The organism is Shewanella sp. SM29 (assembly GCF_025654245.1).
Taxonomy (GTDB): domain Bacteria; phylum Pseudomonadota; class Gammaproteobacteria; order Enterobacterales; family Shewanellaceae; genus Shewanella; species Shewanella oncorhynchi.
On the sequence record NZ_JAKKRN010000001.1, the window covers coordinates 226,027 to 241,917 of the forward strand.

The window sequence follows — 15,891 nt, forward strand, 5'->3', positions numbered from 1 at the left end:
GCCAGAAAGAGGGCGGTCTTTGCCAGTATTTTATTGATTTAGAGGCCGAAATGGCGCAATTTTTTAAAGCAAAACCAAATAGTTCCAAACAGTTGTCGGCTAAGTTATCGCTGAGCGTAGAACAGCTCGATCACTTAGGCGCAGGTATAGCACAACATCAAGGTAAAGTCGTGTTTATCCCTGGCGCTTTGCCCGATGAAACCGTGACGGTACAGCTCACCGAGCAAAAGAAAAATTATGCCCGTGCCAAGTTGATTAAAGTCGATTCATCAAGTCCTGAGCGCGTTGAGCCTGAGTGTCCACACTACCACACCTGCGGCGGCTGCGACTTACAGCATATGTCATTATCGGGTCAGCGTGAGCATAAAGAAGCCGCGTTGCTGGATATTATGGCTAAGTTTGCTGGCACTGAAGGTGGTGCTTTATCGCCCGCACTCACGGGGGAAGGTTGGCATTATCGTCGCCGCGCCCGTCTTGCAACTTTATTTGATAAAAATACCAAACATTTAAGCTTGGGTTTTCGTGCCGCCAGTAGCAGCAATGTGGTGCCAATCAGCCAGTGTCTGGTGTTAGCTAAGCCGTTATCGGACTTGATCGTCCCCTTTGCTAAGTTGCTGAACCAATTGTCAGCTAAATCCAGCTTAGGCCATCTTGAGTTGATTGCCGCCGATAATGGTCATTTCGCTGTGCTGCGGATCACTAAGGCGTTAAACGATAAAGATCTCGCTAAGTTGTCAGCCTTTGCTGAGCTGCATCAGATTCATATTTGTCTGCAGGATAACGAAGGCCAATTCCAAGGCGTCGGCGCCGAGTTAGTGTTACCGGTTTATCAACTGTTAGATGAAAATGTGCAGTCGGAAGCGGTGAGCTTAAGTTTCACCCCAGGTAACTTTGTGCAAGTGAACGGACAGATTAACAAGGCCATGGTCGCTCAAGCGATGGATTGGTTAGCGCCAGCGCCAGATGAGCGCATTTTGGATTTGTTCTGCGGCATGGGTAATTTCAGTTTGCCCTTAGCGAAAATGGGCGCTGATGTGATTGGCGTCGAAGGGGTTGCCGAAATGGTGACTCAGGCACGGGTGAACGCGAAAGCTAACAATCTGGATAAACTGACCTTTTACCACGGCGATTTAAGTGCGGATTTATCCCTTGAGCCTTGGATGGGCAAGATTGATAAATTACTGCTCGATCCCGCTCGTGCGGGGGCATTTGAAAGCTTGCAATGGCTAAAGAAAATGAAGCCGCGCAAAGTCGTGTATGTATCTTGTAATCCTGCGAGCTTAGCCCGCGATAGCGCAGTACTGTTGGAGCGCGGTTACCGATTACAGCAATTAGGACTTATCGACATGTTCCCACAAACACACCATATCGAAGCCATGGCACTGTTTGAATTAACCAAGTAATTTGCGCTGGCAAAGTAAGCAAAGCGTTTGAATAACGTAAAAAATGTGATTATTACGTCGGTTGGGTTTGACAAGTTCGCGCCAATGCTGAAGATAGGAGAGCTGAAGTGGTGCCCACTTTCTCTCTGAGCACGGATAAGGAAATAAATTAGATGGTCTCTGTTCGCGAAGCGCACTTTAATGATCCCGATTTTCACTTAGAAGATTGGGTAGCTCGCTATGTCGGTCATGCCGATGAAGCGCAGATGCTGCTCTCTTTGATAGGGCAGATTGACGCCTTACCCGCCAAGAGTCCTGCGGCGAAGAGAGAACTGCTCGAACGTGCTCGAGAGATGATTGAAATCCTCGCACCGCTAAACATGGACATTGAAACCCTGCAAGCGGCAATTTTGTTTGTGGTGCTCGATGCTGGGTTATTGACCGAAGAAGCCATCCAAGAGAAATTTGGTGAGCCGCTGGCGCGTTTAGTCGCGAGTGTCGTGACCATGAACGCGATTGGCGCCTTGAAAATCAATCCTAATAGTCGTTCAACCGAGCCGCAAATCGACAATATCCGCCGCATGTTATTGGCTATGGTTGAAGATGTGCGCGCTGTGGTGATTAAGCTTGCCGAGCGTGTGTGTTTACTACGGGCGGTGAAAAATGCCGACGAAGAAACTCGCGTGCTGCTGGCCCGTGAAATTGCCGATATTTATGCGCCGCTGGCTAACCGTTTAGGGATTGGGCAATTGAAGTGGGAGCTGGAAGATATTTCTTTCCGCTATCTGCATCCTGATACCTATAAAGACATTGCTAAGCAATTAGATGGCAAACGACTGGATCGTGAAGTCTTTATCGACAAGTTTGTCAGTCAGTTGCAACAAAGGTTAGATGAAGATCAAATTCGCGCTAAGGTCTACGGCCGACCGAAACATATCTACAGTATCTGGCGCAAGATGAAGGGCAAGCACCTCAAATTTGATGAGTTGTTTGACGTGCGCGCCGTGCGTATCGTGACCGAACGTTTGCAGGATTGTTATGGTGCATTAGGCGTAGTGCATACGCTTTGGCACCATATTCCACGGGAATTTGACGACTATGTCGCTAACCCTAAACCTAACGGGTATCAATCGATTCATACCGTAGTGGTGGGGCCTGAGGGCAAAACCGTTGAAATTCAAATTCGTACCCAAGACATGCATGAAGATGCAGAGCTTGGTGTGGCCGCGCACTGGAAATACAAAGAAGGCAATCATTCCGGTAAACAAAGCGGTTACGAAGAAAAAATTAACTGGCTGCGTAAAATTCTGCAATGGCAGGAAGACGTGGTCGAAAGTGGCAACTTGGTCGAAGAAGTGCGCAGCCAAGTGTTTGAAGACCGAGTCTATGTGTTCACCCCAAGCGGTGAAGTCGTCGACTTGCCACTGGGCTCAACCGTGCTCGACTTTGCCTATTACATTCACTCCCAAGTAGGGCATAAATGTATTGGTGCTAAGGTCGATGGCCGTATTGTGCCGTTCACCTATCAGGTTGAAACGGGCGAGCGTATCGAGATCATCACCTCGAAACAGCCCAACCCCAAGCGCGACTGGCTTAACCCTAACTTAGGTTATATCCGCACCTCGCGGGCGCGTTCGAAAATCCAGCATTGGTTTAAGCAGCAGGACAGAGACAAGAATATTGTCGCCGGCAAAGAAATGCTCGAATCTGAATTGGCGCGGGTGAGCCTTAAAATTAAAGACGCGGCCATCGCGGTCGAGCGCTTTAATATGGCGAGCATGGATGACTTGCTGGCGGCCATTGGTGGCGGTGATGTGCGTCTGCATCAAGTGGTTAACCATATTCAAAGCCGTCTGCGACTCGACGAAGTATCAGAAGAAGATGCCGTCGAAGAGTTAGTTAAGAAAGGCCAACACAAACCGACATCCAGTGGCCGTGGTCAGGTTGAAGTCAACGGTGTGGGTAACTTGCTTAACCATATTGCCCGTTGTTGTCAGCCAGTTCCCGGTGATGAGATCTTAGGTTTTATCACTAAGGGCCGTGGCATTTCTGTGCATCGCGCTGATTGTGAACAAGTTAAAGAGTTAATGCGGGTTCATCCAGAGCGCGGTGTCGATGTGGTCTGGGGCGAAAATTACTCCGGCGGTTATCGCATGCGTCTGCGGGTATTAGCCCACGATCGCAGTGGTTTATTGCGTGACTTAACCTCAGTGCTGGCTGCTGAAAAATCCAATGTACTAGCCATGAGTTCGTCATCGGACACTAAAAATCAGACAGCCGCGATTGAGTTGGAACTGGAGCTTTATAACCTCGATGGTTTATCGCGAGTGTTATCTAAACTGACCCAAGTCGATAGTGTGATCGAGGCAAGACGGCTTTAAGGCTAGCAACGCCTATCGAAGTGAATAGCCTTGAAATCTCTAGCAATATAAAAGACTTTGAGAAGCCATCTTGAAGCTAGAAAGTAATAAAGGATAGGGGCGGCAAGGCGAATTTCGCTGGCCGCCTTTTTATTTGGTTTTTTTATGAAAATTGAGTTGGATGACCAGTTAATTTAGTCTTTTGTATGTTTAGCTGTTGCTGCAAGCCATTCATAATGGCTTGTCATGGCATTCACTCACCGACTCGCAGCCAGTCCATCCGTGGATGCTCGACCGCCCCGTCCATGGGGCGGACGGTCGTCTCGCTAATCATCATGGCACGCCTTTCGAGTGCTTGCGTAACCTGTTGGTTTTAAAGGCTAGATCTAATCTTAACGATTATAGACACCACTCTATTGGGCAGAAATGAGCTATGTTTTGCACGGAATTCTCTGCATTCCGGATAAACAAAAATAATTCTAAGCGCTGAATCGTGGGCAGCGATGAACTTAAGGATGTAACGCTTGGCTTGAGGCTTTACCTTTACACCATTTGCCGCTGTTGTGCTGCTTTTTAAACTCGCACATACTATCCCATCGACCACTTATGCCACTGTATTGACGGCGAAACTCTTTGGCTGAAGTGAGCCATGCATCGGACGAAATGCCTAATTCATCGAGCAGTTTTGGCAGCTGATTATCAATATAACCTTTTTTATCAAGGCGAATGGCTCGTCCCGTCCAATCTATTAACTCAAGATAATCAGCAAAATGAAACGGAATACCCGTTTGCTGATTCTGAAGTGTTGAACCATCAAATTTTGCGAGGGCTTTATGTGGTATTTGCTGTAGGTTATCTGCGGTAGTTTTGGCCAGTTGGGGCGCGTTGCTATGAGGATTAAGCGCATTCACGCGCTCCTGAATCGATGTAAAATCAGAGGATTGCAAAGAGTCGGCAATCCCTGCTCGAATAGGATTTAAATCGACATACATCATGCACGCCAGCAGTGCTTGCTCATCTAACAAGGCTTGTGACTTAAAACGGCCTTCCCAAAAAGCACCTTTACACTCATCTTCACGATTGGCCTTACGGGCAATTTCTTCATTTAAACAGCGCATAAACCAAGAGATACTGCTCAGTCGCTCATGCCACTCGGCGAGAAATGCATCAAGTAACATCGCTTCACCGTCGATTAAAGCATCACCATTCATATACTTAGTGGCGACAGCATGGCCTTTAGTGATTTGACACCAGCGGCGAATAATATCTTTTTGCGTTAGCGATTTCGCCTTGTCGACATCAATTTTAAGCACTAAATGATAGTGATTACTCATCACCGCATAGGCACAAATATCAATACAAAAAATAGCGGACAAGACTTTGATTTTATCAACAATCCAGCCACGTCGATGCTCGTAACTGCGACCAGTGAGTTTATCCTCACCACACAAAAAAGCCCTTCTAACACAGCGATTTATTACATGATAGAAAGGCGTTGCATTGGCATCAATTAATTGTCTTCTAGCCGAAGTCATCACAAGTCACCGTACTGGCTAAATTAGGATAACTTAAAGCCTAGTCTAGAGGGCAAGAAAACACAAAAAGATATGGCTGTCCTCTCTATCTTTCTATCTCCTCTCTATCTCACTCTATCTCACTCTATCTCACTCTATCTCACTCTATCTCACTCTATCTCACTCTATCTCATTGATGATGTTAGTTAAGAGAGCATCGCTCATGATAAACTCGTTCCTCAGTTTGCGACAGAACCCTCGGAAGGTGTATGGCGTCCACTACGAGAAGCAGATATGTCTCATAGAGTCGATGCAGTAAGTTGGTGGAACAGTACCGGAAGAGGATATGGAGCAAGACCTCCTGAGGTTAGAAACTGGATGCTGGACTCAAATAACTATTACCTTGATCATTACTCTATAAACAGATCGCAAGGTGCTATGTTAGGGCAAACATATTTAAAGCCATTGATTTAAAACGAGGTTCTTATGGGTGGCATTGAATCTGAAATTGTTAAAAAAATCGAGCTTGGGAATTCCTTTGAAGATAAGGGGGATTTTAACAAAGCATTGGAGGTTTATTTTTCGGCATTAACTGATATAGAAGATGCCATTGTTGATAAATATAAATCGGAAGAGGCTCGGTGGTTAATTTCATGCATATGTGGTGTGTATTTCTTAAAAAAAGAATATCTTGCAGCAAAGAAGTGGGCTCTTGAGATATTTAAATATAACATTCCTGAGTATGGAGCGTCAGAGCTAATTGATTTGGGGGTAATATATTTCGAGCTGGAAGATAAGGATAATGCTTTTGAGTGTTTTTCAAAAGCATATGCAAGAGGGAAAGGCAGAGCCTTTCAAGGCTATAACAAAAAATATTTTGATTTTTTTAAATCGTATAAAAAATAGGGTAATGCCTCCAATCAGTTGAAATGGTGCCTTTCGATAAAGGCACCAATCACTTTCTCGGGTACTGTCGCAAAGTTGACGTTAAGAGTTTCATGGTGGATGATCTTCGAATATGAATTTGGAGCATCCACAGCATGACACTCAAAAAAATCTGGCCATCCATTTTAGAACAACATAATGCACTTTCGGTTTGTCTACAACTTGTACTAACTAAAATGGGGTAAATGAGAGTCATCAAAAGTTGAAGAGCTAAAACTAAGGCATAAAATTGAGCTAATTCATTAAAAAATGGTGTATTTAAGACATGCTAATCCACCCAATAAAACAAATGGGCAGTGATGGGCTTGGTTAACAGGATTTCAGTCAATTACTGTGAAAGTGCTGACAGCTTGCCGCAAAATGCCGTCGTCGCTTTTCTAAGTGTTCGCAGTAATCCGTCAGCTCTTGCAGCGTTCCCACTGGGCCATGAAATAGTTTACCGAACTCAGTGGTGAGCTTGAGCCAATTGTCATGGGGGATATTTAATCTAGTCAGTAACTTGGCGCTATTTTCACTGATGGTACCACGTTTATCGCTTCGAATAATTCGGCCTGTATCATCCACTAATTCAAGGTAATCCGTTAAGGAAAACGCAATTCCCTTGGGCTGGTTCTCGTGTTCATTACCGATAAAAGGCAATAGATTTTTTGGCTGCTCACCTTTCAATGCGGCCCGAATACGTAGTTGAATACTGGTATGGTCGAATTGTTCTGGTGTATCAGTCAGTTGCGCTCTGATGGGATTCAAATCAACATAAGTCATACAGGCTAAAACGGCAGCGTCATCAAGTAAAGCCTGTGACTTAAAGCGACCTTCCCGGAAACGACCTGTGCAGTTATCTTCTTGATTTGCTTGCCTTGCGATGGGTTCATTAAGGCAGCGCATAAACCATGAAATATCACATAATCGACTGCGATAAATGGCGATTGAATGCTTTAACCTACTAACCTCATGGGCCTCGACCAACTCACCTTTAGCGAATTTTTGCGTTAATTCATCACCTTTAAAGAACTTATGCCATTGCTCAAGCACCTTCCTATCGCTCCAGCGGTTTGCTGTCTCTATATCAATACGTAACACCACATGCAGATGATTGGACATCACCGCAAAGGCCGCAACATCAATAGCAAAAACTGCTTCTAGTTCAAACAGTAGCGATTCTACCCAAGCGCGACGATGGTCATAATTTTTTCCAGAATAAACATCATCGCCGCATAAAAAGTCACGCCGAATAACGCGGCTACAGCAATGGTAATAAGGTGTGTCTTCAAGACTTATCTGAGTTCTGCGAGGGCGCGGCATACAAACCTCCTTGTTTAATGCTTAACCAAAGCATAGTCGGAGGTTTATTGAAACGCCATTAAGGTTGGGTGTCCGAGTTAAATTTCGAGGTGGAGGTTTATATGTGTCAGGATGGAGTGATTTTCATGAATTTACCATTGATGTATTTATAAAGATGAATGGCATCAAGGTGCTGGTGTTGATGAAAACATTTCCAAAATGAATAAAGTCCCTTCTTCTCTTGTTTTGGTGATGGCCAAAAGCCTAAATAAAAATTATTAGTTTCATAAGTATTTGATTTTAATATGGACTCCGCATATTCAAGACGACCTGCTATATATTTATTAATGCCTCCGGTAGTCGTTTGGTTTAGGCCGTTAAGGTATAGCTTTACGTCAGAGTTGATGTGTAAGATTTTCGCAAAATCTTCGTCAAAAGATTTTTTACTTGTATTACTTTCTGACTCTAAGGCAAATGCTATTTTTTGTATGAAGGAGTTTTTTGTTTTTACAATGCAACAATCTAGTAGCCATTCACCAGGTTTCTTTACGAAATAATCATCCACTTCTATGGTTTTTAATGCGTGCTCTGCATCAAAAATAGTTTGGTGTATGGACTTAGAAACCTCATGAACAAAAATTGTTGATATGAGTTGATTGGATATTGTTTCCTGTTTGTGGAATTTTTCCTTCGCGTTATAGAAGCCAACGTTTATAGCTTGTAATAATTTTTGGTCCATCGTTGTCTCGGTATTTTGGAAAGAGCTTAATGCGAAAAAATTTGGCCATCCATTTTAGATCAACAACATAATGCACTTTCGGTTTGTCTACAACTTATACGAACTAAAATGGGGTAAATGAGAGTCATCAAAAGTTGAAGGGCTAAAGCTAAGGCATAAAATTGAGCTAATTCATTAAAAAATGGTGTATCTGGCACTGGGCCAAAAGGCGTCATCCAACCAAATCTAAAACTTGGATAGCCCTTAAATACTTCGTCAATCGAAAAGGCCGGTGGCAATTTCACGGTTGGCAGAAGCTCTTGGGGATGGATTGTCAGTTCAATCTCTTCCAAATAGCCAAAGTGCCTATCGAGAGACATGTGAAAATCCGAAGTTCAGCAACCCCATTTGACCCTCAATACCAAGAATACTTGGCGAAGAGAAAGTCCAAAAGGCTAGCTCGCAACTATTGGAATGAACCTGCTCTGACTGCTTTATAAGTTGTTGGGTATCAAACGATGCTTTTGTGGAGGCTTGAACCGTATGCAGTGAAAGTTGCACGTACGGTTCTTAGGGAGACGGCACTTGGTAACAAGTGTCGTCCACCCGACAAATATGTGCAACCTGTAATATTACGACCTGTCTCTATTGGGAAACTAACTCGAAAACATATTACTGCTCCTGCTTTTCCCAATCCCAAGTTCAGGTTAATCCACAAAGCCATGCTAATTGATCATGAATATGGCTCATGTTGTATGTGAAATAAAACCGTTTTTGTTCATGTGCCGAACCACGTATAAATGACTCCAAGCGAAATATTAGACAAGCTTGAAGTTGCACCTTAGCTGAGCCATCAGGACTTAAGTCATCGGCACTTAAGGTAAATAGAACCTCAGACAGAACACGAATGATGTCTATCAGAGTCCGGTCTAGAAGCGAGAAGCGCAGGGCATAAACTCAGGTTTGGTATCAGACAATGGGATACTGGAACACTATGAATAAGCATTTTACATTTACGATTAACAGCATTTGTCTTGATGAAAATTATCATCCCTCAGACAAGACGCGTATCACCACCAACTTTGCTAATTTGGCCAGAGGCAGTCATCGCCAAGCCAACTTACGCAACGCGTTAAAGATGATTGATAACAGCTTTAATGCCTTAGCACACTGGGATAACCCTAAAGGCGATCGTTATACTGTCGAGCTTGAAATTATCTCCGTTAATTTGGATATTGACGGCAGTGGCCAAACCTTCCCATCGATTGAAGTTTTGAAAACCAATATTGTTGATCATAAAACCAATAAACGTATTGAAGGCATTGTAGGCAATAACTTTTCATCTTACGTACGCGATTATGACTTTAGCGTATTACTTGCAGAACATAATAAGGGCCAAGCCAAATTTAGTATTCCAGATGATTTTGGTCGTCTACATGGCAAGCTATTTCAGTCTTTTGTTAATTCTGATGCTTACAAACAGAATTTTAATAAGCCACCTGTTATCTGTCTCAGTGTGTCGGATAATAAAACCTACCATAGAATTGAGAATCAGCATCCCGTATTAGGGGTTGAATATCAGCCAAATGAATCGTCTTTAACTGAGCAATATTTCAAAAAAATGGGCTTACAGGTGCGCTATTTTATGCCGCCCAATAGTGTGGCGCCGTTAGCTTTTTATTTCTTTGGTGATTTACTCAATGATTACACCCATCTTGAGTTGATAAGCACCATCAGCACTATGGGAACTTTTCAAAAAATCTATCGCCCTGAGATTTATAACGCCAATGCTGTTGCAGGGAAATGCTATCAACCCAATTTGAAAAACTTGGATCATTCACTGACTCAAATTGTTTATGACCGAGCAGAACGCAGTCAGCTGGCGAATGAGCAAGGCAAGTTTGCAGCGGAGCACTTTATCAAGCCCTACCAAACGTTTTTTGAACAATGGTCTGCTAATTCCGTTTAGTCGCTTTGCGTTTAATCACTTTTCTTCGCAGAACGGCTTTAAAGCCACGTCCAATAATTAATTCAATACGGCATCATTATCATGACAACAAGACTTAATAAAAACCTGATTAACAACGGACTGCTACCGACTTCAACTGCGGGCAGTTTGCCTAAACCTTTATGGCTGGCAGAGCCTCAAACACTTTGGTCTCCTTGGAAATTACAAGGTGAGGAATTAATTGCCGGTAAACACGATGCACTGCGTTTGTCATTACAAGATCAACTACACGCAGGGATTGATATTGTCAGTGATGGCGAGCAAACGCGGCAACATTTTGTCACTACCTTTATTGAGCACCTCAACGGTGTTGATTTTTCAAAACGTAAAACCGTGAAAATTCGTGATCGCTATGATGCGAGTGTACCTACGGTTGTCGGCCCAGTGAGCCGCCAAAAGTCCGTGTTTGTTGAAGATGCCAAATATTTACGCAAGCAAACCACGCAACCGATTAAATGGGCTCTGCCTGGCCCAATGACCATGATAGATACGCTTTATGATGACCATTATAAAAGTCGCGAAAAGCTCGCGTGGGAATTTGCCAAAATTCTTAATGAGGAAGCCAAAGAATTAGAAGCGGCGGGTGTTGATATTATCCAATTTGATGAGCCTGCCTTTAATGTGTTTTTTGATGAGGTAAACGAGTGGGGCATTGCCTGTTTAGAAAGAGCCATTGAAGGCCTTAAATGCGAAACGGCGGTACACATTTGTTATGGTTATGGCATCAAAGCCAATACTGATTGGAAAAAAACCTTAGGGTCAGAGTGGCGACAATATGAGGAAGCGTTTCCTAAACTGCAAAAGTCTAATATCGATATTATCTCGCTAGAATGTCACAACTCCCATGTGCCTATGGAGCTACTTGAGCTCATTCGCGGTAAAAAAGTCATGGTCGGCGCGATTGATGTCGCCACCGATACCATTGAAACCGCAGAGGAAGTGGCTGACACCCTACGAAAAGCCCTTAAATTTGTCGATGCCGACAAGCTCTATCCTTGTACCAACTGCGGCATGACGCCTTTATCCCATCAAGTCGCAAGAGGCAAACTCAACGCCTTAAGTGCAGGCGCAGAGATCGTCAGAAAAGAACTCTTGGCATTAAGATAAGACGCGATAAGTGCTGCTATCTTTTTTACAGCAGCATGTTTTATAGCAGTATGAGTCTAGCTTTGTTGAAAGGGTATCGACGTCGGTATTAAAAAAACGGGATTGGCATCTTGATGCCAATCCCGTTTTTATTTCTAAGCTCATGCATTTAGTGCTTACATTTACATAGGCTTATGCATTGTCTTAGCACTTATTCACCAAGCTTTGGTGTGCGTGACGGGATCATCCGCCTTTCACCTGTCGACTCAAATGCACCTGCAAATTTCAGCAGGTTATTATCGTCATAGGCACGGCCCGCGAAGGTTAACCCCACTGGCATACCAATATCGGCCATCACGCCCATAGGCACAGTCACAGTCGGTACACCTAAGTGACGAATCGCTAGGTTTCCGTTTGCCACCCAAACTCCGTTGCTCCAAGCGATATCGGCTGAAGCCGGATTCACATGGGCATCGGCAGGGCCGACATCGGCCACGGTTGGGAACAACACGGCATCAAGCTTTAGTCCGTCCATCCAGTCTTCCAGATCTAGCTTACGCGTCTTCTCTAAGCCACGCAGACCATCGGGAATACTGTCGATCTGGTCATAGGATTTAAGACCACGCTTAGCCATGTTGACGTACTCTTCCATGCCTGCCGCTAAGTCACCTTCACGATTTGGCAAGGTGCCAAGATCATGGGGGAAAATCAAATGCCCAACAACATCAGCAAGTTTGTTGAGTTTAGGGTCATTGTTAGCACGCAGGAATTCATCGAACGCCCAACCCGAGAGTTCCCATAATTCATCATGGAGGAACTGAGGCGTGACTATGCCACGGTTAAACACGGTCGGCGCGCCGGGGCGGTCGCCTTCACAATTTGAAACCAGCGGGAAATCGACTTCAATCACTTCGGCGCCGGCAGCTTCTAAGGCTTTACGAGCCGCTTCCCACAAATCGATAACCGATTGGCGAGTGTGGATACGTTGGCCCGTTGGGCCACCGATACCTGGGTTTTCGCTCGTGCCAGCCAATTCATCTTTATTGATGTACATGCGCGGCACCCCAAAACGCTTACCTTTAAGCGTGTCGGCTTGAGCGGCAAGCGCCAGATAAGATGCTGGACGGACACTTGATGCTTTGGGAATTTCGACCCAAGTTTGTAGACGCCATAGGTCGCCACGGGTAATAGGATCGTCGGCCACAATCACATCCAGCACTTCGAGCATATCTGCCATAGTGCGGGTATAAGGCACCACTACATCCATGGTCGGCGTTAACGGCCAGTTACCGCGCACGGAAATCACGCCGCGAGACGGCGTATAGGCACATAAACCGTTATTAGATGCCGGACCTCGGCCGCTCGACCAAGTTTCTTCAGCAAGACCGAAAGCAGAGTAACTTGCCGCCGTTCCGGTGCCTGCACCGTTGGAAGAACCCGAAGCAAAGGGCGCCGTCAGATAATTCGCATTGTAGGGGCTTTCGGCGCGGCCATAGTGACCACGCTGCATGCCGCCATTCGCCATGGGTGGCATATTGGTTTTGCCTAAGCAAATAGCACCCGCGGCGCGTAGGCGCTCGACGGCGAAGGCATCGTACTGGGCCACTAAATCTTTAAATGCTGGGCTGCCAGACGCCGCCGTCAGTCCCTTCACTAAATAGCTGTCCTTAGCGGTGTAAGGAATACCATCGAGCGGGCTTAAGGTTTCGCCACGGGCACGGCGCGCGTCCGACGCCTCGGCTTCTTTGAGCGCATCGGGATTGTGCACCACTAACGCATTGAGCTTAGTCTCAGTGGCAGGACCATCGTAAGCCGCCACTCGAGCCAAATAGGATTTCACCAACTCAACCGCAGTCGTGCGGCCGGATTCGAGTGCTTGACGCAGCTCGGCAATGGAAACTTCAGTCACTTCAAACATCTTACGCCCTCCCGCAGAAAACCAATTGTGGTGTAATAACAGTGACATCAAGCATCATACTGTTCTCCTTGGTGTACTTACTTGCCAGAAGGGATTTGCTGGGTAATACAGTGGATATTGCCGCCACCTAATAAAATCTCCCGCGCGGGCACACCCACAATCTTGTGCTCTGGGAAGATTTCCTGCAGTTTTTGCGCGGCGATATCGTCGGTTGCTGGGTCAAGCAGTGGGAATACGATGCGGTCGTTGGTGATTAAAAAGTTCACATAAGAACCCGCTAAGCGCTCGCCCGCAGTGCGCGGTACGCCAGTGCCTTCTGTCACGCCTTTTGATTCTTCTTCCGTGCAATACAGCGGACCCGGTTGTGGCAATAGATGGATTTTTAACTTACGGCCTTGGGCGTCAACTGTGTTTTGCAACACGTCCAGCGCGGCTTTCGAGCGAGGGTATTGTGGATCGGTTTCATCGTCAGTCCAGTGCAAGACCACTTCGCCTGGGCGGGCGAAACAACACATGTTGTCGATATGACCATCGGTCTCATCCATGTACACGCCATCTTGTAACCAGATAAACTGCTTAACATTCAAATAGTCACGCAGTAAGTCTTCAATCTGTTCTTTTGTCAGTTCAGGGTTACGGTTGGCGTTGAGTAAACATTCGGCACTCGTCATACAAGTACCTTCACCGTCAACATGGATAGAGCCACCTTCAAGGATCAACGGCGCGCTGTAACGGGCAAATCCATGTTGTGCAAGCATTTGCTGCGCGACTTGTTCGTCCTTATCCCATGGGAAGTACAAACCACCGTTATGGCCGCCCCAAGCATTAAAGCCCCAATCCACACCACGGCATTCGCCCTCGGCATTAACGACCACAGTTGGCCCAGTGTCACGCGCCCAGCAATCGTTACTGTCCATTTCGACCAAAGTGACGTGGGATGGCATTACCGTTTTAGCTTCAGCTAAAAAGGCTTTAGGAACACCCATATACACGGGCGTCGCTCCACCAATGGCATCGGCCACCTTAGCAAAGGTCGCTTGAGCATAAGCGCCTGCAGAGCGCCAGTTATCGGGACGATAGGGCCAAATCATCCATACGGCTTGCTGCGCCGCCCATTCGGCGGGCATATAAAAACCATCTTGAGATGGCTTAGTCGTTAACGGCGTGGTATCCACAGTCGCGTTTGTCATGAATTTTGTCTCCAGTAATGCTCAAATCTATAAGGGTGTACGCCCAATTTGGGGCGACAGAATAGAAATACACCTAACATAATCAAATAAATCGAATGACCGTATTCATTACGCTGCGCTCATCACGAGCATTTATTACATGCACTAATCACACGTATAGTTAGGCCGAAATTGTTAGGTCTTCACTCAGTGAGTTTTAGCTTCATTGAAATATTGCTGCGTATCTTATCATTTAAGATGGCTTGCGCTAAATACTTGTATGCAGGACATAGATGAGAATTTGTTGAGTCGTTAAGTCGTCAGTTTATTGCTCTTTGGGTGAATTTCACCACTACATGGCGCGAATGCACTTTTAGTTAAAATAAGACCTATTAAATAAGAACCCTAAGATCTGATCTCAGCATCAAAATAGCGCTTTTATGTGACCTCGCTTATCATCGCGTTATTATAGCCTTTCATTAACAAGCACTGCTGAGGCGTATTCTTTTTGTTCATCCTCAGCATTAGTCCGCTTAAGTATTTATCTTTTAAGGATATCAGCATGACTTCCCACACTGTGCCATTAACTTCATTTTCGACCACTGAACCTTCTACAACGGAATTTTCTATAACAGATGTTGAGCCGCTACTTAAGATCATGGAAAAATTGCGCGACCCACAAACAGGTTGCCCGTGGGATAAAGCACAAACCTTTCAAACCATAGTGCCTTTTACCTTAGAGGAAGCCTATGAGGTTGCCGATACCATAGAGCGCTTAGCCTGGGATGAGTTACCCGATGAACTTGGGGATTTATTATTTCAAATCGTATTCTATTGTCAGCTTGGTAAAGAGCAGGGGTTGTTTGATTTTGCTACTGTGATTGAGAAAATCAGCGACAAGTTGACCCGCCGTCATCCCCATGTGTTTGGTGAGCAAAATCCGCAAATAGGCGATAGCGCTCAAGCGATGAAAGCCAATTGGGAGGCGATTAAAGCGACTGAGCGTGAACAAAAGGCGCAGCAAGTGGCGGGTGAAACCCAAGCTGATACTGTGGTTTCTGCGTTAGACAATATTCCGCGTACCCAACCTGCGCTGTCGCGCTCAATCAAAATTCAGCAAAGAGTAGCGCGAGTTGGGTTTGATTGGGCAGAGCTTGAACCCGTGGTCGCTAAAATCCATGAAGAGATCGATGAAGTCTTGCATGAAGTTAATCAACCCGATCAAGACCAAACGAAAGTGCAGTCCGAAATGGGCGACTTATTATTTGCCGTGGTGAATCTAGCCCGTCATCTTAAGGTCGATCCAGAGCAAGCGTTGCGTCAAGCCAACCTTAAATTTGAACGCCGTTTTCGCGGCGTAGAACAGTTGGCGAGTGAGAGCGGTAAAAGCATGCAAGAGCACACATTAATGGAGCTTGATGCCTATTGGGACCAAGTAAAAGCGACAGAGACGAGATAAACGGCAAATTATCCTGATTGGTGTTTGTCGAATCGCGCCGCCTTTGGTATA

General features: G+C 45.4%; 12 protein-coding genes. 6 read left to right on the forward strand and 6 right to left on the reverse strand.

Going from position 1 to position 15,891, the window contains the following annotated elements; translation table 11 throughout:
• Positions 1 to 50 precede the first annotated feature (50 nt).
• Positions 51 to 1,403 (forward strand): 23S rRNA (uracil(1939)-C(5))-methyltransferase RlmD, encoded by a 1,353-nt coding sequence (rlmD, locus tag L5L77_RS01035; protein ID WP_263191262.1) that lies wholly within the window; start codon positions 51 to 53, stop codon positions 1,401 to 1,403.
• Positions 1,404 to 1,555: 152 nt separating this feature from the next.
• A complete protein-coding gene (gene relA / locus L5L77_RS01040) occupies positions 1,556 to 3,763 on the forward strand; it encodes a GTP diphosphokinase (protein ID WP_028761378.1) in 2,208 nt (735 codons plus the stop codon).
• 488 nt (positions 3,764 to 4,251) lie between these two features.
• On the opposite strand, the gene L5L77_RS01045 is transcribed toward relA, so the two are convergent.
• Positions 4,252 to 5,277, reverse strand: coding sequence for a transposase (locus L5L77_RS01045; protein WP_263147011.1), 1,026 nt, complete (start codon positions 5,275 to 5,277; stop codon positions 4,252 to 4,254).
• A gap of 465 nt (positions 5,278 to 5,742) precedes the next feature.
• On the opposite strand from L5L77_RS01045, the gene L5L77_RS01055 reads away from it, so the two are divergent.
• Positions 5,743 to 6,162: a tetratricopeptide repeat protein gene (locus L5L77_RS01055; protein ID WP_263221824.1), complete on the forward strand. Its 420-nt coding sequence runs from the start codon at positions 5,743 to 5,745 to the stop codon at positions 6,160 to 6,162.
• A gap of 363 nt (positions 6,163 to 6,525) precedes the next feature.
• On the opposite strand, the gene L5L77_RS01060 is transcribed toward L5L77_RS01055, so the two are convergent.
• The 3 genes from L5L77_RS01060 to L5L77_RS01070 all read right to left on the reverse strand — a co-directional run bounded on the left by L5L77_RS01060 (position 6,526) and on the right by L5L77_RS01070 (position 8,553).
• A complete protein-coding gene (locus tag L5L77_RS01060; protein WP_263221825.1) occupies positions 6,526 to 7,503 on the reverse strand; it encodes a transposase in 978 nt (325 codons plus the stop codon).
• Between the two features lie 106 nt (positions 7,504 to 7,609).
• On the reverse strand, positions 7,610 to 8,221 hold the full coding sequence (locus L5L77_RS01065; protein WP_248943574.1) for a hypothetical protein: 612 nt from the start codon (positions 8,219 to 8,221) through the stop codon (positions 7,610 to 7,612).
• Between the two features lie 59 nt (positions 8,222 to 8,280).
• Entirely contained in the window at positions 8,281 to 8,553 is a 273-nt protein-coding gene (locus L5L77_RS01070) for a hypothetical protein (RefSeq protein WP_263221829.1), read from the reverse strand.
• Positions 8,554 to 9,194: 641 nt separating this feature from the next.
• On the opposite strand from L5L77_RS01070, the gene L5L77_RS01075 reads away from it, so the two are divergent.
• Together L5L77_RS01075 and L5L77_RS01080 are read left to right on the forward strand one after the other, a co-directional pair.
• A complete protein-coding gene (locus L5L77_RS01075; RefSeq protein ID WP_263221831.1) occupies positions 9,195 to 10,169 on the forward strand; it encodes a DUF1852 domain-containing protein in 975 nt (324 codons plus the stop codon).
• An 81-nt stretch (positions 10,170 to 10,250) separates the two neighbouring features.
• Positions 10,251 to 11,315 carry a methionine synthase gene (locus L5L77_RS01080; protein ID WP_263221834.1) on the forward strand — a complete coding sequence of 355 codons (1,065 nt, stop codon included), beginning with the start codon at positions 10,251 to 10,253 and terminating at the stop codon, positions 11,313 to 11,315.
• 190 nt (positions 11,316 to 11,505) lie between these two features.
• On the opposite strand, the gene L5L77_RS01085 is transcribed toward L5L77_RS01080, so the two are convergent.
• Both L5L77_RS01085 and aguA read right to left on the reverse strand, forming a co-directional pair.
• Positions 11,506 to 13,212: an amidase gene (locus L5L77_RS01085; RefSeq protein WP_263221872.1), complete on the reverse strand. Its 1,707-nt coding sequence runs from the start codon at positions 13,210 to 13,212 to the stop codon at positions 11,506 to 11,508.
• A 77-nt stretch (positions 13,213 to 13,289) separates the two neighbouring features.
• Entirely contained in the window at positions 13,290 to 14,402 is a 1,113-nt protein-coding gene (gene aguA, locus L5L77_RS01090) for an agmatine deiminase (protein WP_263221836.1), read from the reverse strand.
• Between the two features lie 541 nt (positions 14,403 to 14,943).
• Here aguA and mazG point away from each other — a divergent pair.
• Complete coding sequence (mazG, locus tag L5L77_RS01095) at positions 14,944 to 15,840, forward strand: nucleoside triphosphate pyrophosphohydrolase (protein ID WP_263221838.1); 897 nt, start codon at positions 14,944 to 14,946, stop codon at positions 15,838 to 15,840.
• The last annotated feature ends 51 nt before the right edge of the window (positions 15,841 to 15,891 follow it).